19 protein-coding genes, 5 tRNA genes and 1 pseudogene are annotated in these 23,187 nt (G+C 69.9%); 13 read left to right on the top strand and 12 right to left on the bottom strand.

Features of this window, described 5'->3' with window-relative positions; all coding sequences use genetic code 11:
• Nucleotides 1-27: 27 nt before the first annotated feature.
• Together BM536_RS10335 and BM536_RS10330 are read right to left on the bottom strand one after the other, a co-directional pair.
• Complete coding sequence (locus BM536_RS10335; RefSeq protein ID WP_073500256.1) at nt 28-663, bottom strand: hypothetical protein; 636 nt, start codon at nt 661-663, stop codon at nt 28-30.
• A 436-nt stretch (nt 664-1,099) separates the two neighbouring features.
• Nucleotides 1,100-1,717, bottom strand: a complete 618-nt coding sequence (locus BM536_RS10330) for a YceI family protein (RefSeq protein WP_073491201.1) — start codon at nt 1,715-1,717, stop codon at nt 1,100-1,102.
• A 410-nt stretch (nt 1,718-2,127) separates the two neighbouring features.
• Here BM536_RS10330 and BM536_RS10325 point away from each other — a divergent pair, with 410 nt between their 5' ends.
• Both BM536_RS10325 and BM536_RS10320 read left to right on the top strand, forming a co-directional pair.
• Complete coding sequence (locus tag BM536_RS10325) at nt 2,128-3,723, top strand: acyl-CoA carboxylase subunit beta (protein ID WP_073491200.1); 1,596 nt, start codon at nt 2,128-2,130, stop codon at nt 3,721-3,723.
• Nucleotides 3,724-3,780: 57 nt separating this feature from the next.
• Entirely contained in the window at nt 3,781-3,975 is a 195-nt protein-coding gene (locus tag BM536_RS10320) for an acyl-CoA carboxylase subunit epsilon (RefSeq protein WP_094102829.1), read from the top strand.
• Between the two features lie 176 nt (nt 3,976-4,151).
• On the opposite strand, the gene BM536_RS10315 is transcribed toward BM536_RS10320, so the two are convergent.
• The 8 genes and pseudogenes from BM536_RS10315 to BM536_RS10280 form a co-directional block, all read right to left on the bottom strand.
• Nucleotides 4,152-4,733: a GTP-binding protein gene (locus BM536_RS10315; RefSeq protein ID WP_073491198.1), complete on the bottom strand. Its 582-nt coding sequence runs from the start codon at nt 4,731-4,733 to the stop codon at nt 4,152-4,154.
• Nucleotides 4,714-5,301, bottom strand: coding sequence for a DUF742 domain-containing protein (locus BM536_RS10310; protein ID WP_073491197.1), 588 nt, complete (start codon nt 5,299-5,301; stop codon nt 4,714-4,716). The genes BM536_RS10315 and BM536_RS10310 overlap by 20 nt, the downstream gene beginning before the upstream one ends.
• A gap of 96 nt (nt 5,302-5,397) precedes the next feature.
• On the bottom strand, nt 5,398-5,811 hold the full coding sequence (locus tag BM536_RS10305) for a roadblock/LC7 domain-containing protein (protein WP_005479603.1): 414 nt from the start codon (nt 5,809-5,811) through the stop codon (nt 5,398-5,400).
• Nucleotides 5,812-5,821: 10 nt separating this feature from the next.
• A complete protein-coding gene (locus tag BM536_RS10300) occupies nt 5,822-9,121 on the bottom strand; it encodes a sensor histidine kinase (RefSeq protein ID WP_211362858.1) in 3,300 nt (1,099 codons plus the stop codon).
• Between the two features lie 380 nt (nt 9,122-9,501).
• Nucleotides 9,502-10,077, bottom strand: a complete 576-nt coding sequence (locus BM536_RS10295) for a GTP-binding protein (protein WP_030793795.1) — start codon at nt 10,075-10,077, stop codon at nt 9,502-9,504.
• Nucleotides 10,058-10,456: a DUF742 domain-containing protein gene (locus tag BM536_RS10290; RefSeq protein WP_003973454.1), complete on the bottom strand. Its 399-nt coding sequence runs from the start codon at nt 10,454-10,456 to the stop codon at nt 10,058-10,060. The genes BM536_RS10295 and BM536_RS10290 overlap by 20 nt, the downstream gene beginning before the upstream one ends.
• A 112-nt stretch (nt 10,457-10,568) precedes the next feature.
• Nucleotides 10,569-10,982: a roadblock/LC7 domain-containing protein gene (locus BM536_RS10285; protein ID WP_003993189.1), complete on the bottom strand. Its 414-nt coding sequence runs from the start codon at nt 10,980-10,982 to the stop codon at nt 10,569-10,571.
• Nucleotides 10,983-10,991: 9 nt separating this feature from the next.
• Nucleotides 10,992-14,734: pseudogene (locus BM536_RS10280) on the bottom strand (sensor histidine kinase).
• A gap of 599 nt (nt 14,735-15,333) precedes the next feature.
• On the opposite strand from BM536_RS10280, the gene BM536_RS10275 reads away from it, so the two are divergent.
• The 9 genes from BM536_RS10275 to BM536_RS10235 all read left to right on the top strand — a co-directional run bounded on the left by BM536_RS10275 (nt 15,334) and on the right by BM536_RS10235 (nt 19,418).
• Nucleotides 15,334-15,519 carry a hypothetical protein gene (locus BM536_RS10275; protein ID WP_073491196.1) on the top strand — a complete coding sequence of 62 codons (186 nt, stop codon included), beginning with the start codon at nt 15,334-15,336 and terminating at the stop codon, nt 15,517-15,519.
• A 144-nt stretch (nt 15,520-15,663) separates the two neighbouring features.
• Nucleotides 15,664-16,440 (top strand): fumarylacetoacetate hydrolase family protein, encoded by a 777-nt coding sequence (locus BM536_RS10270; RefSeq protein ID WP_073491195.1) that lies wholly within the window; start codon nt 15,664-15,666, stop codon nt 16,438-16,440.
• Nucleotides 16,433-17,917 carry a glutamate--tRNA ligase gene (gene gltX / locus BM536_RS10265; RefSeq protein ID WP_073491194.1) on the top strand — a complete coding sequence of 495 codons (1,485 nt, stop codon included), beginning with the start codon at nt 16,433-16,435 and terminating at the stop codon, nt 17,915-17,917. The genes BM536_RS10270 and gltX overlap by 8 nt, the downstream gene beginning before the upstream one ends.
• A 167-nt stretch (nt 17,918-18,084) precedes the next feature.
• Nucleotides 18,085-18,816, top strand: coding sequence for an HAD family hydrolase (locus BM536_RS10260; RefSeq protein WP_073491204.1), 732 nt, complete (start codon nt 18,085-18,087; stop codon nt 18,814-18,816).
• 91 nt (nt 18,817-18,907) lie between these two features.
• Nucleotides 18,908-18,979, top strand: a tRNA-Gln gene (locus BM536_RS10255).
• Between the two features lie 39 nt (nt 18,980-19,018).
• Nucleotides 19,019-19,091, top strand: a tRNA-Glu gene (locus BM536_RS10250).
• Between the two features lie 62 nt (nt 19,092-19,153).
• Nucleotides 19,154-19,225 (top strand) — tRNA-Glu (locus tag BM536_RS10245).
• Nucleotides 19,226-19,245: 20 nt separating this feature from the next.
• Nucleotides 19,246-19,317, top strand: a tRNA-Gln gene (locus tag BM536_RS10240).
• 28 nt (nt 19,318-19,345) lie between these two features.
• Nucleotides 19,346-19,418, top strand: a tRNA-Glu gene (locus BM536_RS10235).
• Nucleotides 19,419-19,487: 69 nt separating this feature from the next.
• Here the strand turns inward: BM536_RS10235 and BM536_RS10230 are convergent.
• Complete coding sequence (locus tag BM536_RS10230; RefSeq protein WP_073491193.1) at nt 19,488-20,132, bottom strand: MerR family transcriptional regulator; 645 nt, start codon at nt 20,130-20,132, stop codon at nt 19,488-19,490.
• 84 nt (nt 20,133-20,216) lie between these two features.
• Here BM536_RS10230 and BM536_RS10225 point away from each other — a divergent pair, with 84 nt between their 5' ends.
• On the top strand, nt 20,217-20,720 hold the full coding sequence (locus tag BM536_RS10225; protein WP_073491192.1) for a DUF4188 domain-containing protein: 504 nt from the start codon (nt 20,217-20,219) through the stop codon (nt 20,718-20,720).
• A 107-nt stretch (nt 20,721-20,827) separates the two neighbouring features.
• On the opposite strand, the gene ndgR is transcribed toward BM536_RS10225, so the two are convergent.
• Nucleotides 20,828-21,544 (bottom strand): IclR family transcriptional regulator NdgR, encoded by a 717-nt coding sequence (gene ndgR / locus BM536_RS10220; protein ID WP_081219617.1) that lies wholly within the window; start codon nt 21,542-21,544, stop codon nt 20,828-20,830.
• Nucleotides 21,545-21,751: 207 nt separating this feature from the next.
• Here ndgR and leuC point away from each other — a divergent pair, with 207 nt between their 5' ends.
• Nucleotides 21,752-23,182, top strand: a complete 1,431-nt coding sequence (gene leuC, locus BM536_RS10215) for a 3-isopropylmalate dehydratase large subunit (protein WP_073491191.1) — start codon at nt 21,752-21,754, stop codon at nt 23,180-23,182.
• Nucleotides 23,183-23,187: the final 5 nt, after the last annotated feature.

Here is a 23,187-nt window from a genome sequence, read left to right as displayed (position 1 = left end):
GGAAGCAACGGGGCCGGGACGCAGGGGTCAGCCCTGCACCGCTGCCTTCGCCAGTCGGATCAGCTCGTCGAAGTCGATGGCTCCCGGGTCGCCGTGATCGTTCTCCGGCACGTGCATGTGCCCGCACACCCCCTTGAAGTCGTTCCACCGCGCCCCGCTCATCCGCTGTCCGGCCCCGTTCCCGTACGACTTCGGGTACGCCGGCCACAGCGCCGGGCCGCGCAACGGTACGTCGTGCTCCTCGTGCGCCCACGCCAGGAAGCGGGCGACTCCGAGGAGCGCCCACGCCGGTGCCTTCGGCCAGTAGACGTGGGCCTTGCCGCCCGTCCGCCACTTGCTGTGCAGCTCGGGATCGCAGGTGCCGACCAGCTCGACCTGGCAGACGTTCAGCGTGTTGGTCTGCACGCCGCCGGGCCTGTTGCGCAGGGCGCGGGAGGAGATGTCGATGTCGAAGTGCTGGTACCAGGTCAGTTTCCTGGCCGCGAGATCCGGCACCGCCGTGAGGTTGGGCGCGGAGGCGCCGCCCTGGTAGCCGGGCAGCGAGCGGCCCTCGGTGGTGTGCAGGACGACGACGTTGACCTCCATCCGGTCGCCGCCGAAGTCGTCCTGGTACCAGTGGTCGCGGTCCGCGCCGGGGTAGTGCTGCGGTCCGGTCCTGGTCATGGCGCCTCCTCGATCGGGGCCCCGGCCACATCGGCGGGGCCCTGAGCAACGACCGACCCCCCACCCCCGTCGCGCACCCGACGCCCCCGCACCTGTGTCCGGACCGGCCCGGGACCCGATCCCGACGATCCGATCCCTGCCCACGCGTGCGACGCCAGAGTGCGACGCCCACCCGCCCACGCCCTCCACCTCGGCCCGGAGGCCCACGCCTCCGCGTGAGCGACCGGCACCGCGTCGGCGGAACGCGCCCTGCCCGTGCCTCGGCCTGCCGCGCGTCCGGTTCTCTGCGTGCCTGCGCAGGACCCCTGCCGTGAGTCGGGCCCGCCTCCTGTGAGGGTGACGCGTCCTCGCCCGTCCTTCGGACAACGCCGAGCGCCCGCCCTCCCTACGGGGGAGTGGAGAGCGGGCGCGTCAGGGGTGGGGCGGCGGTGGCGTGTCAGGCGTTCCTGATGGCCGAGATGTCGAAGGTCAGCTTGATCTTGTCGGAGACCAGGACACCGCCGGTCTCGAGCGCCGCGTTCCAGGTGAGGCCCCACTCGGAGCGCAGGATCTCCGCCTTGCCCTCGAAGCCGACGCGCTCGTTGCCGAACGGGTCCTTCGCGGCGCCGTTGAACTCCAGGTCGATGGTGAGCGGCTTGGTGACGCCGAGGATGCTGAGGTCGCCGGTGATGCGGTAGTCGTCGCCGCCCAGGGCCTGCGCGCCGGTCGAGCGGAAGGTCATCGTCGGGAACTCTTCGGTGTTGAAGAAGTCCGAGCCCTTGAGATGGCCGTCACGGTCGGCGGAGCCGGTGTCGATGCTGTCCATCGTGACGTCGATGGTGGCGGTGGAGCCGGCCGGGTCGGCGCCGTCGAGGTGCAGCGAGCCGGTGAAGTCGTTGAAGTGGCCCTTGACGTTGGTGACCATGGCGTGCCGGGCGACGAATGCGATGGTCGAGTGCGACGGGTCGATCGTGTAGTCGCCGGTCAGGGCGGCGAGGTCCGGGTTCACGGTGCCGACCGCGGTGGCGGTGGTCCCGGTGCTCTCGGTGGTGTTCTTGCGGCCGAAGATGCCCATGACGTGCTCCTTGAGGTCGGATCGATGAACGCTGTGGGGAAACGAGGAGGCGAGGTAGCGCTGATGTTGAATGTTCAACGAGTGCTTCAACACGGCAGACCGTAGACCTATTCCGTTCAACTTTCAACTTCATCTGCGACCGCGTTCGGGGCGCTACCCTCGTCGTACCGACCCGCCTTCCGGCCGAGCCGGGCCCGCCCCGTCACTCCACTGGGCGGCGTGCGTCGGAGGGGTGTGTGAAGTTGATCTCACCACCCGGCTTTGTAAGACCCCGACAAGCGGCACGGGCCCTGAGCAGTCGGAACGCCTGCATCCCGGCATGGTTCTGTTCAGTCGTACCAGGAAAACGTGCCGGAGACTGTACGGAGTCGACGGCTCGCTTTCCTAGGTCGGCTTCGTAAGGTCACTACATGACCGTTTTGGAAGAGACGACGGGTGAGTCGACCGCCGAGCCCACGGACGCGCGCGGGCGCGTCGCCGAGCTGCACGAGATCCGTGCGCAGGCGCTGGCCGGGCCGAGCGAGAAGGCGACCGAGGCGCAGCACGCCAAGGGCAAGTTGACCGCCCGCGAGCGCATCGAGCTGCTCCTCGACCCGGGTTCCTTCCAGGAGGTCGAACAACTGCGCCGGCACCGGGCCACCGGGTTCGGCCTGGAGAACAAGAAGCCGTACACCGACGGCGTCATCACCGGCTGGGGCACGGTGGAGGGCCGTACGGTCTTCGTCTACGCCCATGACTTCCGCATCTTCGGCGGCGCGCTGGGCGAGGCCCACGCCACGAAGATCCACAAGATCATGGACATGGCCATCGCGGCCGGCGCCCCGCTGGTGTCGCTGAACGACGGTGCCGGCGCCCGTATCCAGGAGGGCGTCAGCGCGCTCGCCGGTTACGGCGGCATCTTCCAGCGCAACACCAAGGCCTCCGGCGTCATCCCGCAGATCAGCGTGATGCTCGGCCCGTGCGCGGGCGGCGCGGCCTACAGCCCCGCCCTCACCGACTTCGTCTTCATGGTCCGCGAGACCTCGCAGATGTTCATCACCGGGCCGGACGTGGTCAAGGCCGTCACCGGTGAGGAGATCACCCAGAACGGCCTGGGCGGCGCCGACGTGCACGCCGAGACCTCCGGTGTCTGCCACTTCGCCTACGACGACGAAGAGACCTGCATCGCCGAGGTCCGCTACCTCGTCTCCCTCCTCCCGCAGAACAACCGGGAGAACCCGCCGCGCGTCGAGTGCACCGACCCGGCCGACCGCCGCGGCGACGTCCTGCTCGACCTGGTCCCGTCGGACGGCAACCGGCCGTACGACATGACCAAGGTCATCGAGGAGCTGGTCGACGACGGCGAGTACCTGGAGGTCCACGAGCGCTGGGCGCGCAACATCATCTGCGCGCTGGCCCGGCTCGACGGCCAGGTCGTCGGCATCGTCGCCAACCAGCCGCAGAGCCTCGCCGGCGTCCTGGACATCGAGGCCAGCGAGAAGGCCGCCCGCTTCGTGCAGATGTGCGACGCCTTCAACATCCCGATCGTCACCCTTCTGGACGTACCCGGCTTCCTGCCCGGCGTGGATCAGGAGCACGGTGGGATCATCCGCCACGGCGCCAAGCTCCTCTACGCCTACTGCAACGCGACCGTGCCCCGGATCTCCCTCATCCTGCGCAAGGCGTACGGAGGTGCCTACATCGTCATGGACAGCCAGTCCATCGGTGCGGACCTCACGTTCGCCTGGCCGACCAACGAGATCGCCGTGATGGGTGCCGAAGGTGCCGCCAACGTCATCTTCCGCCGCCAGATCGCCGAGGCCGAGGACTCCGAGGCCATGCGGGCCCGCATGGTCAAGGAGTACAAGTCCGAGCTGATGCACCCGTACTACGCCGCCGAGCGCGGCCTCGTCGACGACGTCATCGACCCGGCCGAGACCCGCGAGATCCTCATCAGGTCCCTGGCGATGCTGCACACCAAGCACGCAGACCTGCCCTCGCGCAAGCACGGCAACCCCCCGCAGTAACCCAGCGGACTCTCCGCGCCACCCCTGCGGAAACCTCATCAACGGAGACTGACATCCATGACCACGCCTGACATCCGCGTCGAGAAGGGCCATGCCGGGCCCGAGGAGGTCGCCGCCATCACGGCGATCCTGCTGGCCCGTGCCGCCGCCCGTACCTCCGAGCCCACCCCGGCCCACCGCGGCCGCCTCAAGGCCGGCTGGCGCCGCCTGGAGCGCGAGGGCGGCTTCCGCGCCCCGCACAGCTGGCGCTGACCGCACGACACACCACGCCCGTACGCACGAAGCCCCGACGCCCCCCTGGGCGGCCGGGGCCTTCGTGGCGTACGGGCGGACCACCTGTGCGAGGCGTCGGTGACGTGAAACGGCCCCTGTGCCTCCCCGAGGAGGGGCACAGGGGCCGTTTCACGGCGGTCGGAAGTCCGGAGGTTCTACCGCAGGCGCGCCATGAGCGCGTGCTCCACGAGCGTGATCAGCGCCGACTTGGCGTCCGCGCGGTGGCGGGCGTCCGTCGTGATGATCGGGGTGTCGGGGCCGATCTGGAGGGCCTCGCGCACCTCGTCGGGCTGGTACGGCTGGCTGCCGTCGAAGCCGTTGAGGGCGATCACGAAGGGGAGACCCGAGTTCTCGAAGTAGTCGACCGCGGGGAAGCAGTCGGCGAGTCGGCGGGTGTCCACCAGGACGATCGCGCCGATGGCGCCGCGCACCAGGTCGTCCCACATGAACCAGAAGCGGTCCTGGCCGGGCGTACCGAAGAGGTACAGGATCAGGTCCTGGTCCAGCGTGATACGGCCGAAGTCCATGGCGACCGTCGTGGTCGTCTTGTCTCCGGTGTGGGTGAGGTCGTCGATGCCCGCCGAAGCAGACGTCATGACGGCCTCGGTACGCAGCGGGTTGATCTCCGAGACGGCCCCGACGAACGTGGTCTTGCCCACGCCGAAGCCACCCGCCACCACGATCTTCGCTGAGGTGGTGGAGCGGGAAGGACCGCCGCTAGAGCTTGCGAAGTCCACTGAGCACCCTTTCGAGCAGTGTCACGGCTGGCTGGCCGCCGGCGTTCTCGTCGCCGCCGGGCTGATGGATCGCGACCAGTCCCGCCTCCGCCAAGTCGGCGACGAGGATCCTGGCCACGCCGAGAGGGATCGTCAGAAGGGCCGAGATTTCGGCCACCGACTTGATCTCCCGGCAGAGGTTGCAGATCCGCTGATGCTCGGGCAACTGCCCCTGCATCTGGTGCGGAGCCGCGGTGGTGTGCACCAGCGCCTCGATGGCGAGCTGGTACCGCGGGCGGGTCCGGCCGCCGGTCATGGCGTACGGACGCACCAAGGGGTTGTTCGACGCCCCGGCGGGCGCCGGCTCGGGGGTGCGGCGATGCGGCTGCACGGGCTGGATGCGAGGCGCGTGCGGCTGGTCGTACGGCGACGGCCCGGGGCCCTGCGGCCCCTGGGGTGCGTACGGCTGACGCTGGCTCGGGGCGGAGGGGAAGTTGTAACGGTTCGGGTTCTGAGAACCGTCGCCCTGGCCCTGGGCAGGGCCGTACGACCAGTTACCCGTATTCGAACCGCCTGGGGGTGTTGCCACTTTCTCTCCTCCTCCGACTGTGCCTGGCATCCACCACGTGGAAGCCGCGTCCCGAAACCCTACGGCCTCGGGAGGCCAAAACGCACCGTCCGTCTGTTAGTTGAGAAGGCTCCCTTGGAGCTCCGCACGAAGGTCGGGCGTCAGGACCGTACCCGCACGGTCCACCAAAAGGGCCATCTCGTACCCAATGAGACCGATGTCCGCCTCGGGGTGGGCGAGGACCGCGAGCGAAGAACCGTCGGAAACGGACATGATGAAGAGGAATCCCCGCTCCATCTCCACAACCGTCTGGTTCACGCTGCCTCCCTCGAAGATCCGGGAGGCGCCTGCCGTCAGCGACGTCAGACCGGAGGCGACGGCCGCGAGCTGGTCGGCACGGTCGCGGGGGAAGCCTTCGGACATCGCCAGAAGGAGTCCGTCGGCGGAGACCACCACGGTGTGGGACACCCCCGGGGTGTTGTCCACGAAGTTGGTGATCAACCAGTTCAGGTTCTGTGCCGCCTGGCTCATCGGGCTCACACTAACGCTCCTGGTTGTAGGTGCTGTCAGGACCACTGTGCTGGTTCCTGTCCTGACCGTTCGGTTCACTTCCTGCGTTGCGTCCGCGCTGAACGCCTCGACGCAGGTTGCTCAACCTGCCGCGGACGTCCTCCGGGGCGCGGGAGACCTGGGGGCCTCCCTGGGGGGTGCTCTCGGCGGCGCCCTCGACCAGATTGGCCTTGGGCACCCGGCGCGGCAGACCGGACGAGGTGACCCCGCCGGCCTTCGGCTTCTTCAGCTGGGAGGCCTGCTGCCAGCGGTCGTCGTTCGCCGAACGCCAGTCGGTCGGGCGGTCCGCGGCGGGAGCCGACGCTTCCTGGTCCGCCGGTCGCGCGCCGTTCGAACCGCTCGCCGCGTGGGATCCGCGGCGGGGCAGTCCGGCTTCGGTGAGCGCGTGGGCGGCCGAGGGGGCCGGTCCCGGACGGTCGAAGCCTACGCTGTCCTGCTCACCGGCGTCAGCGGCCTGCGCGGGTTCCGCTTGCGGAGCGTACTGGTCCGGGTAGCCGTTCTGGTAGCTGTTCTGCTGCGGCCAGTCGTCCTGGTAGGGCTGCTCCTCGTACGGCGGGAAGCCCTCCGGCGCGGCCTGCCGCTCCGGCGCCCGCTCCTCCTGGGGAGCTTCCGCATACGCGGGGTCGGGGTAGCCGCCGTTCTGCCCGAAGGCACCGTTCCGCGGCCCCGAGCCGTCCGCCGGGAAGGCCTCGCCGCGCGACCCGCCCCCGTTGGACGCGCCGTACGGGTCCTCGTACGCCGTGCGCTGCTGCTCCTCGTACGACGTCTGCTGGTCGTACGTCGCGGGCTGCTCGGCGTATCCGGTCGTACCGGCGTCGTAGCCGTTCTGCGGCGCCGCGAAGCCGTTGGGGGAGGCGTCGAACGCGTTCTGCTGCTGCGTCCGGTCGAAGCCGTCGCCGTACGCGGGCGTCGCGCCGGACTGCTGCTGGCCGGGCTGGTCCGGCTGACCGGGTGCGGGGGACTCCAGGGCCGACCGGCGCTCGTCGCGCGTCAGCGAGCGGCCGACCGGGTCCAGGTCACGCAGGTCGTCGGGGACCTCCGTGTACTGGCTGTCGTCGAAGCCCAGCTCGGCCGCCGTGCGCAGCGGCTGGTGGTTGAAGTCCTCACCCTGGAAACGCTGCTCCGGGATGATCTGCGAGACGGTGAAGTCGTCGCGGTCGGGCTGGTGCTCGCCACCGCCACCGTGGGTGATCGCGTCGGGCAGCATGACCAGCGAGGTCGTGCCGGCCTGCTCGCCCGAGGGGCGCAGCTGGACCCGGATGCCGTGCCGGTCGGACAGCCGGCCGACCACGAACAGGCCCATGCGCTGCGAGATCGCGGCGTCCACGGTCGGCGGGTTGGCCAGCTTGTGGTTGATGTCCGCGAAGTCCTCGGCGGTGAGGCCGATGCCCTTGTCGTGGATCTCGATCATCACGCGGCCGTCGGGGAGACGGGTCGCGGTGACCCGGACCTTGGTCTGCGGGGAGGAGAACGTGGTGGCGTTCTCCAGCAGCTCGGCCAGCAGGTGCACGAGGTCGGTCACGGCACGGCCGTGGATCTCGGCCTCCGGTACGCCCGACAGCTCGATGCGCTCGTACTGCTCCACCTCGGAGGAGGCGGCGCGCAGCACGTCGACCAGCGGGACCGGCTGGTCCCAGCGGCGGCCCGGCTCCTCGCCGGCGAGGACCAGGAGGTTCTCGCCGTTGCGGCGCATACGGGTCGCGAGGTGGTCCAGGCGGAAGAGGCTCTCCAGCTGGTCCGGGTCGGCCTCGTTGTTCTCCAGCTCGGTGATGAGGGTCAGCTGACCCTCGATCAGGGACTGGTTGCGGCGCGACAGGTTCGTGAAGATCGCGTTGATGTTGCCCCGCAGCAGGGCCTGCTCGGCGGCGAGCCGGACGGCCTCGCGGTGGACCTGGTCGAAGGCGCGGGCGACCTCGCCGATCTCGTCCGTGGTGTTGATCGGGATCGGTGAGACCCGGGTGTCGACCCGGCCGGGGTCGGTCCGCGAGAGCTGGTCGACCAGCATCGGCAGCCGCTGCTCGGCGATGCCGAAGGCGGCGTTGCGCAGCTGGCGCATGGACTGGCTCATCTGGCGGGCCATGAGGCTGGCGATGATGAACGCGGTCAGCAGGGCGATGATGACGATCGCGCCGTTGATGATGGCGTCCTGCTGGGCGTCGGAGGCGATCTGCCCGGCCTCGGCCACCGCCTTGCCGATGAGTTCGCTCTCGACCTGGCTGTAGCCCTCGAACTTCAGGGTCGAGGCGGTCATCCAGGCCTGGGCAGTGACGCCCTGCTCGGCGAGCTGGGCGGGGTCCCGTCCGCTGGCGATCGCCTGGATCATCTTGTCCATGGTGGGCGGGGCGACGAAGTCCTGGTCCGCGGCCTCGGCCTTCTCCTGGGCCTCGGCGGCCCGCTTCTTGCCTTCCTCGGTCTTCTCGTTCATGACCTCGGTGAGGCGCGCCGCGTCCTGCGTGGTGCCACCGGAGACGTACTCCTGGAGGGCCACCCTCTCCAGGTAGGCGTACGAGGTGAAGGCGGTGAGCTGCTGGCGGTAGACCGTCTCGTCGGGGCTGGGCCGGACGAGGAGGTGCATGCCGATCGCGCGCTGGAGGGACTCGGCGCCCTTGGCGAGCGCGATCGCGTAGACCGTGCGGCCGTAGGCCGTGATGTTGCCGGTGCCGAGACCGAGTTCGTTGGAGAACTCCATCAGCAGGTGCTCGATCTCGACGTAGCCCTCTTCGGTCTTCACCGGGTCCAGCGCCTTGGTGTAGGCGGCCGCGCGGAGCTTCGGGAGATTCGGCTCTTTCTCGGTCACCAGGCCGAGGCGGCGCTTGAGGCCTTCCTTGTCCGGCATGCCGACCGTCTCGCTGTGGAAGGCGGCGGCCTTCTGGTCGGTCACGGCGCGGGCGTCCTTGACGACCTCGCTGTCCTTCTTGTTCTGCAGCAGGGGTTCGGCGGAGACGTCACGCTCGTTCAGCAGGGCCTCGGCGTACTCGCCGGCGGCGGCCACGACCTTCGCGACCTTCTCGGCGTCGCGGGCCTCCTGCCAGGTGTCGATCGAGCCCTTCACCTGGAAGCCGCCCATGACGAGGCCGACCAGCACGGGTATGAGCAGGATCGCGTTCAGCCTGGTCGGCACCCGCCAGTTGCGCGGGGAGAGACGACCGCCGCTCTTCGCGGGAGTGGCCGTCGGCTCCGAACCGGGCACAGGGGCGGGCGCCGCTCCGCGCGGCGGCGGGGTGAAGTTGCCCCGGGCCGCCGGCTCGGGACTTTTCTTGCTTCGCCTCACTCGACCAACAACCTCTCGGCGGTCGGCACCTTCGTCGTGCCGCAGTGTCTCAGAGCCCGGTCAGCCATCGACCATCAGTACGTCATTGACTATTGGGCAGTTCAGGCATTCCAGCACGACGACCAGCGCAGTTCCAAACATGGAGAAGTGCCGGTTCGAAGTGATGTAAGCCCCAGATAAAACGGTCAAACAGAACGAGCCCCGCCAAATGACGGGGCCTTCGTGCGCGCAGCGACACCAAGCGACCGCGACGCGTGGCGATACCACCCGATTCCTCTGCCGAAACGTTATGAACACCGGAGCCGGCCGTGTCAAAGGGCACAGCCGGCTCCGGAACGTGTACGACAACTGACGTACAACCCTACAGATTTGGGTCCTACCTACCGCAGACGAGCCATGAGCGCGTGCTCCACCAGCGTGATCAGCGCACTCTTGGCGTCCGAACGGTGCCGGGCGTCCGTCGTGATGATCGGGGTGTCGGGCCCGATCTGGAGGGCCTCGCGGACCTCCTCCGGCTGGTACGGCTGCTGGCCGTCGAAGCCGTTGAGGGCGACGACGAACGGCAGACCCGAGTTCTCGAAGTAGTCCACCGCCGGGAAGCAGTCCGCCAGCCGGCGGGTGTCCACCAGCACCACGGCGCCGATGGCACCGCGCACCAGGTCGTCCCACATGAACCAGAAGCGGTCCTGACCCGGCGTACCGAACAGATAGAGGATCAGGTCCTGGTCGAGCGTGATACGGCCGAAGTCCATGGCCACCGTGGTGGTGGTCTTGTCCCCGGTGTGGGTGAGGTCGTCGATGCCCGCGCTCGCGGACGTCATGACGGCCTCCGTGCGCAGCGGGTTGATCTCGGAGACGGCGCCCACGAACGTGGTCTTGCCCACGCCGAAGCCCCCCGCCACCACGATCTTCGCGGAGGTGGTGGCCCGCCCTCCGTCAGAGCTTGCGAAGTCCACTGAGCACCCTTTCGAGCAGCGTCACGTCAGGTGCGCCACCGTTGTTCTCGTCGCCGCCCGGCTGGTGAATGGCCACCAGTCCGGCTTCGGCGAGGTCCGCCACGAGGATCCTCGCCACACCCAGGGGCATGGCGAGGAGCGCCGAGACCTCCGCGACCGACTTCACCTCACGGCAGAGGTGGCAGATGCGCTGGTGCTCCGGGAGCAGCCCCATGAGCGCTGCCGGGTCGGCCGTGGTGCTGATCAGCGCCTCGATGGCGAGCTGGTAGCGCGGCCGGGTCCGGCCGCCGGTCATCGCGTACGGACGCACCAGCGGCTGGTCGCCCTCGTCCTCGTACGGCTCCGCGTACGGATCATGAGAGGCGGTGGGCGGGGTCATGAATCCTCCGGGCGGGACAGCAAGTCTCGGTCAGTCGTGCCGTCCGTCGAGCCGGTGGGGGGATTGTGTCGGCCGGACGGTGATTTCGTGAGGCGGGTGGTACCTGGGCGGGTCAGTGGAGCAGACTGCCCTGTAGTTCGGCGCGCAGGTCGGGCGTGAGCACCGCGCCCGCGCGGTCGACCAGGAGTGCCATCTCGTAGCCGACGAGGCCGATGTCACATTCGGGGTGGGCGAGAACTGCGAGGGACGAGCCGTCCGAGACGGACATGAGGAAGAGGAATCCTCGCTCCATCTCGACGACCGTCTGTGCCACGCTGCCGCCCTCGAAGATCCGGGAGGCCCCGGCCGTCAGCGAGGTGAGACCCGACGCGACGGCCGCGAGCTGGTCGGCACGGTCGCGCGGGAAGCCCTCGGACATGGCGAGCAGGAGCCCGTCGGCGGACACGACAACGGTGTGGGACACCCCGGGGGTGTTGTCCACGAAGTTGGTGATCAACCAGTTCAGATTCTGTGCCGCCTGGCTCATCTGGCTCAACTAACGCTCCTGCTGGTGAGTGGGGCTCGGGAAACTGCCGGTCGAGCCGTTGCCGGCCTGACGACCCTGCGCGATGCCCCGACGGAGATTGGTCAGCCGTCCGCGTACGTCGTCAGGCGCACGCGAGACCTGCGGACCGGTTTGGTGCTGTTGCTGCTGAGCCGTACCCGGGACGAGGTTCGCCCTGGGCACCCGGCGCGGCAGGCCGGAAGTGGTGACGCCGCCCGCGGCGGGCTGCCGGACGCGCTCGGCCTGACGGACGAGTTCGTCGTTCGGCGAGGTACGCCATGAGGCACTCGCCGCGGGACGTTGGGGAGCAGCCGGAGCCTGCGGCTGCTGTTGCTGCGGCGTGGGAGCCGAGCCGTTGCCGTTCCCGTCGGCCTGCTGCCCGTGGAACCAGTTGGTCTCCAGGGTGTCGAACAGCGGGGTACGGCCGTCTCCCGGACCGGCCGGCGGCAGGGCCTCCGGCTCGGGGCGGGCGGCGGGGCGCGGCGGTACGGGCTGCTGCTGCGGTGAGCCGTAGCCGTAACCGTTGCCGCCGTTGGCGTTCTGGGGGCGGTCGAACTGGCCCGTGGACGAGGGGTCCTGGCGACCGGGCAGCGCGTGCTGACCGGTGTGGGAACCGTCGTGGCCGGGGCCGGGGAACTGACCGGTGGAGCCGTTGTCGTAGCCCTGCGGAGCGGCGAACCGGTTGGGGGCCGCCGGGGGGTTCTGGCCGCCCGGGGTGCCGAAGACGTCGTTGCGGACGAAGCCGTCCTGCCGTCCGTCGGGACCCGGGGCCGGGAACTGGCCCGTGTCCTGGGCGCCGTTCGGACCGGAGAACTGACCCATGTCCTGGAACTGGCCGGTGTGCTGCGGGCCGCCCGCGCCGGGGCGCGCGAAGTCCGCGGGGCCGGCCGGGCCCTGGCGCTCGTCGATCCTCGGCATCTCGGTCGTGGCGCCGGGACCCTGACGGTCGTCGACGCGCGGCATCCGCGAGGTCTGCGAGGCGTCCGGCTCGTCATGGCCGCGCGGGGCGTCCAGCGGAGTGCGCGGAACCGGCGGCTGGGCGTTCTCGTCGCCCCAGCTGGTGCCGCGGGACTGCGGGTTGCCGCCCGGCAGCTCGGCACGCGGGCTGCCGCCGCGCGGCGGCAGCTGCGGCTGACGGCCACGGCCGCGACTGCCCTGCTCGCCACGGTTGTCGTTCTGGCGCGGCGCGGGCGGACGCCCGGCGCCGAACATGTCCTGGCCCTGGCCCTGCGTGCCGGCGCCGGTCGACTGGAGACCCTGCGAGGCACCCGGGGCCTGGCCGCCGAAGCCGGCGCCGGCCGGAGCCGGGCGGCCTGCGGGGGCGAGGCCGGACCCTGCGGCCCGCGCGGTGTACCGGGACGGCCACCGCCGTCACGGCCGGGCAGCGCGGCCCGGGGGCCCTGGCCGGCGCCGAGCAGGCCACCCTGGCCGGAGCCGGCACCGAGGGCACCGGCGCCGAGAGCACCACCCTGGCCGCCCGGCCCGCCCTGACGGCGGGCTGCGGCGACACCGGCGGCGGCCTGCGCGGCGGCGGGACCGCCGGACACGCTGCCCTGACCGGGCTTGGGCTGGGGCTTCTTGCCGCCCTGGGCGACGTCCACGGGCAGCATGACCAGCGCGGTCGTACCACCGGAGTCGGACGGGCGCAGCTGGATGCGGATGCCGTGCCGCTGCGACAGCCGGCCGACCACGAAGAGGCCCATGCGGCGGGAGACCGACACGTCCACGGTGGGCGGCGACGCCAGCCGCTCGTTGATCGCGGCGAGGTCCTCGGGGGAGAGGCCGATGCCGGTGTCGTGGATCTCGATCAGGACGCGGCCGTCGGGCAGTGCGTGACCGGTGACCTTGACCTTGGTCTGCGGGGAGGAGAAGGAGGTCGCGTTCTCGAGCAGCTCGGCGAGGAGGTGCACGAGGTCGTTGACGACCCGGCCGGCCACTTCGGTGGTCGGCACGGAGGACAGCTCGATGCGCTCGTACTGCTCCACCTCGGAGGCGGCGGCGCGGAGCACGTCGACCAGCGGGACCGGACGGGTCCAGCGGCGGCCGGGCTCCTCACCGGCGAGGACGAGGAGGTTCTCGCCGTTACGGCGCATGCGGGTCGCGAGGTGGTCGAGCTTGAACAGCGAGGACAGCTGGTCCGGGTCGGCCTCGCGGGACTCCAGTTCGGAGATGAGCGACAGCTGACGCTGGATGAGGCCCTGGGAGCGGCGCGAGAGGTTGGTGAACATCGCGTTGACGTTGCCCCGCAGGAGGGCCTGCTCGGCGGCGAGGCGGACGGCCTCGCGGTGCACGTCGTCGAAGGCCGCGGCCACCTGGCCGATCTCGTCGCGGGAGTGCACACCGACCGACTCCACGGACGTGTCGACGTCCTGCGGGTCGGACTCGGAGAGCTGCTTGACCAGCTCGGGCAGCCGGTCCTGGGCGACCTTGGTGGCCGTCTCCTGGAGCCGGCGCAGCGAGCGGATCATGGACCGGGCGACGACGAACGCGCCGACCAGCGACACACCGAGCACGAGCAGGATCAGCGCACCGGAGATGATCGCCTCGCGCTCGGACTCGGCGCGCAGCTCACGGGCCTTCTGCTCCATGTCCTCGAGCAGCGTGGTCTCGATGTTGTTCATCTGGCGGATCTTGGTCGTGCTGGCGTCGAACCAGTCCTGGTACGACCGCTTGTCCAGCGACTTCAGACCGTTGGGGGAGCTGAGCGCACGCGTGGCGTACGTGTCGGCGTCCTCGATGGTGGGGCTGCCCTGCTCGATGGGCGTGAGCAGCTCCTCCGCACCCTCGTCGCCGAAGATGCTGCGGAAGCTCGCGAGTTCGGAGTCCTGGTTCTCCAGGGCCGCCTCGGCGTACTGCCGGTCGTTCTCCGATATCTCGCCGTAGACGGCGTCGTTGACCGGCAGCGCGGCCGCGAGGACGGCGCGCTGGACGGAGGCGTACTCCTTGGCGGCGGAGAAGGCGGCCAGCGCGCGGGTGCGCTGGATCATCTCCGGGTTGCTGGTGGCCTGCGCCATGTCCTGCGAGAGGTCGAGCAGGTGGGTGATGAGGCGGTGATAGGCCTCCACCGTCTGGGTGGAGTTCTTCTGCTCGGCGTAGGCCGTCTTGCGGACCTTCGCGAGGTTGCCGAGGTCGCTGAGGAGACCCACGAGGCTGTCGCGGACACCCTGGAGGTTGCCGTCCGTGCTGGAGGCGTCGATCTCCTCGGAGGCGTCCTTGAAGGACTCCAGCGACGCGTCGGTCTTGGCGCGGGCGCCCTTGACCGTGTAGTCGGCCGCGGACTTGCCGTGGGCCAGCGGACCGGCGGACTTGTCGCGCTCGTCCTGGAGCCGGATGGCCAGCTCGGTCGCCTGCTTGGTCATGTCCGTCAGCAGCTTCATGTTGTCGAGCTGCTGGATGTCGTCCATGGACTGGTTGATGCGCAGGGTGCCCAGCGTCGTGGCCGCGACCACGGGCAGCGTCAGCAGCGCGACCAGGCGCGTGGAGATGCGCCAGTTGCGCAGGGCCACACGCGATCCCGTGCCGGGGGTGGTGGTCGGCGGCTTGACCGTCGGAGTCGGTTGGAGAGGGCTCGACGACGCGGACGCGCCGGGGCGCCCAGGGCGCTCACCGCCGTCGCCGGCCGGGCCCGGGTTCTGGGCGTGCTGGGGCGAGGAGCTGCCGGCCGTAGGGCCAGTCCCGCCGTGCGGCTCCGGCTCGGCCGAAGCGCTGCCATCCCTCTTGAAACGTCCCTGCACTAGCGTCGCAACCTCTGGACCAGGCGCCCCTCCGCGTGAACGGAAGGACGGGTGTCGGCGTCTTGAGGGGCGTCCTGAATTACGCCCCCCGATGGTCGTGAGTACCGGCGCTTCCCCCTTCTCGCCGCCGCTCGGCGCTGCTGTGCGCCCTGCGCGCCGGCTCGATCCCGCGGCGGTCCGTGGAATTCCAGCACAGTGCCGGATCTCCAACAAGGCTTGTTGGCCGGGCTGTGACATCCGTGACAGCGGGTGAGTAGTGGATTACCGGACGTGGAAAGTGATCCGGGGCAATACGGGTGAAAAGGGGCGAATGATCAAGCGGTGAGGGGTGTCCCAGTCGCCATGATCAGGAGCGGAATGAATGCTTCAGGTGTGCAATGTCCGTTTCGTAGCGGTCGATCGAGAGCCTGGATTGACCGGTTTGAGCGCCGATTCGTGAGCAAACTCACACGTTGATCGTGAGACCCGCACGCGTTCTCAGGGAATCGCGTGTTTAGCCTGACGCTTTACAGAGATGGCAAAACCGACAAGACGCGCTTACGGATGGCCTCCCACGGCCCGCCCGACGGCGCCCGGACAGGACAGGGTTCACCACAACAGTGAAGACGACGACGATGTTCCACAAGATCGCGAACCCGCGGCGCACGACGCTGGCGCACCTCAAGGACGCCGACGCACTGGGGCTCCCGGAGCAGCAGGAGCACTCCGTCGACCTCCCGGCCCAGACCGCCAACCCCAGGCGCACCATCCTCATGGAGATCCCGGTGACCTCCTCCGCCCAGTAGTACGCGCGCCGGCCGCCGGATGCTCGGAGCGGCCGGCCACGGATGTCACCACGGATGTCAAGGGCGTCCCCGGCCGGGGACGCCCTTCCGCGTTAGCCTGGAGCGTCAGACTCCAGCCAGCTCAGTCAAGGGGCCAACCAACCCGTGCGCATCGCCAGGTTCTCCATCGACGGGAACGTCGCCTTCGGCGCGGTCGAGGGCGACAAGCCGGACGAGCTCGTCCTCGACATCATCAAGGGCATCCCGTTCACGGAACACGAGCTCTCCGGCACGAAGGTGCCGCTGAGCAAGGTCCGGCTCCTGCCGCCCGTGCTCCCCAGCAAGGTCGTGGCCTTCGGCCGCAACTACGCCGAGCACGCACGCGAACTCGGCAACGAGGTGCCCGACGCCCCGTTCGCCTTCTTCAAGCCGTCCACCTCCGTGGTCGGACCCGGGGACGACATCCAGTACCCGCCCTTCTCCGAGGACCTCCACCACGAGGCCGAACTGGCCGTCGTCATCGGCCGGATGTGCCGCGAGGTCCCGCGCGAACGCGTCAAGGACGTGATCTTCGGCTACACCTGCGCCAACGACATCACCGCGCGGGACGTCCAGAAGCGCGAGAAGCAGTGGGCCAGGGCCAAGGGCTTCGACTCCGCCTGCCCGCTCGGCCCCTGGGTGGAGACCGACCTCGACCCCGGCGACCTCACCGTCCAGCTCACGGTCAACGGGCAGCAGCGGCAGCTCGGCCGCACCAGCGAGATGATCCACTCCATCGAGGATCTGATCGTCAACATCACCGAGGCCATGACGCTGCTCCCGGGCGACGTGATCCTCACGGGCACCCCGGCAGGGGTCGGCCCGCTCGCTGTCGGCGACGAGGTCTCCGTCAGCATCGAAGGCATCGGCACTCTCACCAACAAGGTTGTCAAGCGTGGCTAGCGCACCCGGCTCCCCCGTACGCGTCCGTTTCTGTCCGTCGCCCACCGGTAACCCCCACGTGGGCCTGGTCCGCACCGCCCTGTTCAACTGGGCGTTCGCGCGTCACCACCAGGGCACCCTGGTCTTCCGCATCGAGGACACCGACGCGGCCCGCGACTCCGAGGAGTCCTACGGGCAGCTCCTCGACGCCATGCGCTGGCTCGGCTTCGACTGGGACGAGGGCCCCGAGATCGGCGGCCCGCACGCGCCGTACCGCCAGTCGCAGCGGATGGACCTCTACAAGGACGTAGCCGAGAAGCTTCTCGCCGCCGGCCACGCCTACCGCTGCTACTGCTCCCAGGAGGAGCTGGACACCCGCCGCGACGCCGCCCGCGCCGCCGGCCGGCCGTCCGGCTACGACGGCCACTGCCGCGACCTGAGCGCCGCGCGGGTCGAGGAGTACCAGGCCCAGGGCCGCGCCCCGATCGTCCGCTTCCGGATGCCCGACGAGACGATCACCTTCACCGACCTGGTCCGCGGCGAGCTGACCTTCACCCCGGAGAACGTCCCGGACTACGGCATCGTCCGCGCCAACGGCGCCCCGCTGTACACGCTGGTCAACCCGGTCGACGACGCCCTGATGGAGATCACCCACGTCCTGCGCGGCGAGGACCTGCTCTCCTCCACCCCCCGCCAGATCGCCCTGTACAAGGCGCTGATCGAGCTGGGCATCGCCAAGGAGATCCCCTCCTTCGGCCACCTGCCGTACGTGATGGGCGAGGGCAACAAGAAGCTCTCCAAGCGCGACCCGGAGTCGTCGCTCAACCTCTACCGCGAGCGCGGTTTCCTGCCCGAGGGCCTGCTCAACTACCTCTCGCTGCTCGGCTGGTCCCTCTCGGCCGACCAGGACATCTTCACGATGTCCGAGATGGTCGCTGCCTTCGACATCGCGGACGTGAACCCCAACCCGGCGCGCTTCGACCTGAAGAAGTGCGAGGCGATCAACGCCGACCACATCCGCCTGCTCGACGTGAAGGAGTTCACCGAGCGCTGCCGCCCGTGGCTGCGGGCCCCGTTCGCCCCCTGGGCGCCGGAGGACTTCGACGAGACGAAGTGGCAGGCGATCGCCCCGCACGCCCAGACCCGCCTCAAGGTCCTCTCCGAGATCACCGACAACGTCGACTTCCTCTTCCTCGCCGAGCCGGCCGTCGACGAGGCGAGCTGGACGAAGGCGATGAAGGAGGGCTCGGACGCCCTGCTCGTCACCGCCCGCGAGAAGCTGGACGCGGCCGACTGGAGCAGCCCGGAGTCCCTCAAGGAGGCCGTCCTGGCCGCCGGCGAGGCCCACGGCCTCAAGCTCGGCAAGGCCCAGGCCCCGGTCCGCGTCGCCGTCACCGGCCGCACGGTCGGCCTGCCCCTCTTCGAGTCCCTGGAGATCCTGGGCAAGGAGAAGGCCCTGTCGCGCATCGACGCGGCCCTGGAGAAACTCACCGCGTGAGTCGTCCTACGGCTGTGAGGTGCGGCACCCCGTCCGGGTGCCGCACCTTCGTCGTTCCGGACGCGCCCGCCCGCCGTCGTCCGTGACGTGGTCGACACCCTCTTCGACGCTGCCGACATCGGGGGATGACCCCCGAACCCCCAGCCGGTCCGGGTACCGTCGGTGCCATGCCGATCACAGCCGTCGTCTGGGACGTCGACGACACCCTCTTCGACTACACCACCGCCGACCGCGAGGGCATGCGCAGTCACCTCGCGGCGGAGGGCCTCCTGGACCGGTACGGCAGCGCCGAGCTGGCGCTGGAGCGGTGGCGGGAGGTCACCGAACAGCAGTGGGCGCGCTTCTCCGCCGGGGGCCTGACCTTCGAGGGACAGCGCCGCGACCGGGTCCGGGCCTTCCTGGAGCGGGAGATGACCGACGCCGAGGCCGACGTCTGGTTCCGGCGCTACCTCGTGCACTACGAGACCGCCTGGGCCCTCTTCCCCGACGTCCTGCCCGTCCTGGACGCCCTCGCCGCCAGTCACCGGCACGCGGTGCTCTCCAACTCCAGCATCCACGTCCAGGACCACAAGCTCCGCGTCCTCGGCGTCCACGACCGCTTCGAGTCCATCCTGTGCGCGGCCGAGCTGGGCGTCTCCAAGCCCGAGGCCGCGGCCTTCCTCGCGGCCTGCGAGGCCCTCGGCCTGCCCCCGCACGAGGTGGCGTACGTCGGCGACCATCCGGAGATCGACGGCCGGGGCGCGGCGGACGCCGGACTGCTCTCGGTGTGGATCGACCGCCACGGCGGCACGGCCACCGTCGACCTCCCGTCCGGACGGCACCGGATCGTCACCCTCGCCGAACTGCCCGCGCTCCTCCGCGCCGATACCCGTTTTGGAGCGCAGTCCACCTTCGGGTAATGTTCTTCCTGCGCCGCCGGGGAGCGGGCCGAAAGGCCGGGCCCCGGGGGAGCGAACTAGAACAAGATCCCCTCAGGGGCTTGAGTTCCAGTGGCCTATGGTGTAATTGGCAGCACGACTGATTCTGGTTCAGTTAGTCTTGGTTCGAGTCCAGGTAGGCCAGCTCGCAGAGCTTATCTGCGCCGCGGATGTCGTCCGCAAAGCCCCCGTTGTGTAGCGGCCTAGCACGCTGCCCTCTCAAGGCAGTAGCGCCGGTTCGAATCCGGTCGGGGGTACAGATCCTTCCCGCGGGAACAGTCCGGGTCGCACCCGTTGTTGTCGATGCAGGATCGCTAGGGCCCCCGTTGTGTAGCGGCCTAGCACGCGCCCTCTCAAGGCGGTAGCGCCGGTTCGAATCCGGTCGGGGGTACGAAAAGGTCTAAACCACATTGGTCTATGGTGTAATTGGCAACACTACGGTTTCTGGTACCGTCATTCTTGGTTCGAGTCCAGGTAGACCAGCTCTGATCTGCGGAAACGCAAGATCCTCGCCCCCGTTGTGTAGCGGCCTAGCACGCCGCCCTCTCAAGGCGGTAGCGCCGGTTCGAATCCGGTCGGGGGTACGCATCAGGGAAGGCCCTCCACCTCGGTGGAGGGCCTTCGCCGTTTCCGGGGGCCGACGAGCGTACGGCTCACTCGAAGCCGTACCGTCGTGCCGACTCCTCCTCCTGGGCCAGCCGGTGCAGTGCCTGGAGCATCGGCTCGACCAGGATCGTGCCCAGCACCGCCGTCTCGACCCGCTCCGCCTCCGTCTCCCGCGTCTCCACGAAGTCCAGGTCGAGGACGGCCGCGCGGTGCATCAACCGGGCGTAGGACACGAGGAGTTCGGCGTCCCAGTCGTAGTCGAGCCGACGCATCGCGGCCACCGCCACCACCAGCGAGCGGTAGGCGGGCGAGATGCTGGTGAGCAGTTCGGCGTTCCGCCAGCCCAGGGTGCGCAGCAGTTCGTCCGCCTCGCGCTGAGCGGCCTGGAGATGCTCGTCGTCCGTGTCCGGTTCCGCGACGTGCGGCAGGGCCCAGAGGGCCGCGCCGAGGCGGACCGTGCGGCCCAGGGAGTCGTCGTCGACGTGCCCGAGAACCTCCCGGACGGTGGCCACCGGCATCCGGCCCACCTGGGTCATGGCCCGCACCAGCCGTAGTCGGCGCAGATGCTCCTCGTCGTACTCGGCGGTCGTCGCGTTGACCTGGCGGCCGGGCCGCAGGAGTCCCTCGCGCAGGTAGTACTTGATCGTCGCGGTGGACACCCCGCTGCGTTTGCTCAGTTCGGCCAGTCGCATCCCTTGCGCCCCTCCTTGGTCAGCGGGACTATCCAAGCACGAGCGGCTTGGGGAGCGCCGCTGACCAACCATGAGGGGGAGCGCATGTCCGGCAGGCCCGCCGCCAACCGCACCACCGCCGACGCCCACGGTGACGTGGTCGTCCTGCTGATCGGGATGCGCGTCAACCACTTCTGGGCCGTGCACCAGTGGATGCCGGTCATGCTCGCGATGTTCCGCATGCTGGCCGAGCTGAAGAGGGACCCGAGCCGCGGGCTGCTCTCCCGCGTGCTGCTGACGGCATCACCGAGGACGTACTACGTCGTCCAGTACTGGGAGTCCGCGGAGAAGCTGTACGCCTACGCGAGCGCGCCCGACGCCTTCCACCACAAGGTGTGGGCCCGGGTCAACCGCATGGAACGGGGCGGCAAGGTGCGCGGGCACGTGGGCATCTGGCACGAGGCGTACGTCGTGCCGGAGGGGCGGTACGAGGCGATCTACGGCGACATGCCGCCCTTCGGACTCGCGGCGGCGCACGGTCAGGTGCCGTTGGGGGAGCGCGGGCGGTCCGCGAAGGACCGGTTTGCCTGGCGCGCCCCGACCTCGTAGGGGGACCGGATCGGAGGGGGGCGGAGCGTGCCGCGGCGTTGGGGCCCGCTCTGTCCCTGTTCCCTGTTCCCTGTTCCCTGGATCCTGTCCCCCGTCTCCTGCCGGCGTCAGCCGGTGCGGCGCAAGGCCTCCGACAGCCGGCCCGCGGCGTCGATGACCGCCTGGGCGTGCATGCGGCCGGGGTGGCGGCTGAGGCGCTCGATGGGACCGGACACCGAGACGGCGGCCACCACGCGGTTCGACGGGCCGCGCACCGGCGCGGAGACGGACGCGACGCCCGGCTCACGCTCGCCGATGGACTGGGCCCAGCCCCGGCGCCGTACGCCCGACAGGGCCGTCGCCGTGAAGCGGGCGCCCTGGAGGCCGCGGTGAAGGCGCTCGGGCTCCTCCCAGGCCATCAGGATCTGCGCCGAGGAGCCCGCCTTCATCGTGAGCGTCGAGCCGACCGGGACCGTGTCCCGCAGGCCCGACAGGCGCTCCGCCGCGGCGACGCAGATGCGCATGTCGCCCTGGCGGCGGTAGAGCTGGGCGCTCTCGCCCGTGATGTCACGGAGGTGGGTGAGCACCGGGCCGGCGGTCGCGAGGAGGCGGTCCTCGCCCGCCGCCGCCGCCAGTTCGGCCAGGCGCGGGCCGAGAATGAATCGGCCCTGCATGTCCCGCGCCACCATACGGTGGTGTTCCAGAGCCACGGCCAGACGGTGAGCCGTGGGTCGTGCGAGTCCGGTGGCAGCGACCAAGCCTGCGAGGGTGGCCGGACCGGACTCCAGGGCGCTCAGGACAAGGGCTGCCTTGTCCAGAACGCCTACGCCGCTACTGTTGTCCATGAAACGATATTCCCGTCTCACTCTGTGAAACGCAAGTTCAATTTTCCGTGAGACGCGCAACCCTTGGATGCACAGCGGCCCGAGGACCAACGGGCCTGGCGGCGGGTGCCCGTAAGCAGGGGCGGCCGGTGAGCCGGAGGGGGCGCGTTGCCGCCTCCACAAGATCTCTAGTTGGGCCGGCGCAGCTTGCCGGTCGGAGGGAAAGCGATGGGTAGGACACTCGCGGAGAAGGTCTGGGACGACCACGTCGTCCGGCGCGCCGAGGGCGAGCCCGACCTCCTCTTCATCGATCTGCACCTGCTGCACGAGGTGACCAGCCCGCAGGCCTTCGACGGCCTCCGCAAGGGCGGCCGACAGGTGCGCCGCCGCGACCTCACCATCGCCACCGAGGACCACAACACCCCGACCATCGACATCGACAAGCCGATCGCCGACCCGGTCTCGCGCATCCAGCTGGAGACGCTGCGCAGGAACTGCGCCGAGTTCGGCGTCCGGCTGCACCCGCTGGGCGACGTCGAGCAGGGCGTCGTGCACGTCGTCGGCCCGCAGCTCGGACTGACCCAGCCCGGCATGACCGTCGTCTGCGGTGACTCCCACACCTCCACGCACGGCGCCTTCGGCGGCCTGGCCTTCGGCATCGGCACCTCGCAGGTCGAGCATGTGCTGGCCACCCAGACGCTGCCGATGGCCCGCCCGAAGACCATGGCGATCACCGTCGACGGCGAACTGCCCGACGGTGTCACCGCCAAGGACCTGATCCTGGCGATCATCGCGAGGATCGGCACCGGCGGCGGTCAGGGCTACGTCCTGGAGTACCGCGGCTCCGCCATCGAGAAGCTCTCGATGGAGGCCCGGATGACCATCTGCAACATGTCGATCGAGGCCGGCGCCCGCGCGGGCATGATCGCCCCCGACGAGACCACCTTCGCGTACCTCGAGGGCCGCCCGCACGCACCCAAGGGCGAGGACTGGGACGCCGCCGTCGCGTACTGGAAGACGCTGAAGACGGACGAGGACGCCGAGTTCGACGCCGAGGTCGTCATCAAGGCCGGTGAACTGTCGCCGTTCGTCACCTGGGGCACCAACCCGGGCCAGGGTGCGCCGCTTTCGGCGACCGTCCCCGACCCCGCTTCGTACGAAGACGCTTCGGAGCGCAACGCCGCCGAAAAGGCCCTGGAGTACATGGGGTTGGCGGCCGGACAGCCGCTGCGCTCCATCAAGGTGGACACCGTCTTCGTAGGTTCCTGCACCAACGGGCGGATCGAGGACCTGCGCGCCGCCGCCGAGATCGTGAAGGACCGCAAAGTCGCCGACGGCGTACGGATGCTGGTCGTCCCCGGTTCGGCGCGGGTGGGTCTCCAGGCCGTCTCCGAGGGTCTGGACGTCGTCTTCAAGGAGGCCGGAGCCGAATGGCGGCACGCGGGCTGCTCGATGTGTCTGGGCATGAACCCCGACCAGCTGGCGCCGGGTGAGCGCTCCGCGTCCACCTCCAACCGCAACTTCGAGGGCCGGCAGGGCAAGGGCGGTCGTACGCACCTGGTGTCGCCGCAGGTCGCGGCCGCCACGGCCGTCCTGGGCCACCTGGCCTCCCCGGCCGACCTGTCCGACGCCGAGACCCGTACGCCCGCTGGAGTCTGATCAGT

Origin of the sequence: Streptomyces phaeoluteigriseus, from assembly GCF_001896135.2 — a bacterium.
Lineage (GTDB): Bacteria > Actinomycetota > Actinomycetes > Streptomycetales > Streptomycetaceae > Streptomyces > Streptomyces phaeoluteigriseus.
Note: the sequence above shows the minus strand (reverse complement) of the source record. Positions and strands in the feature narration are given on the sequence as shown.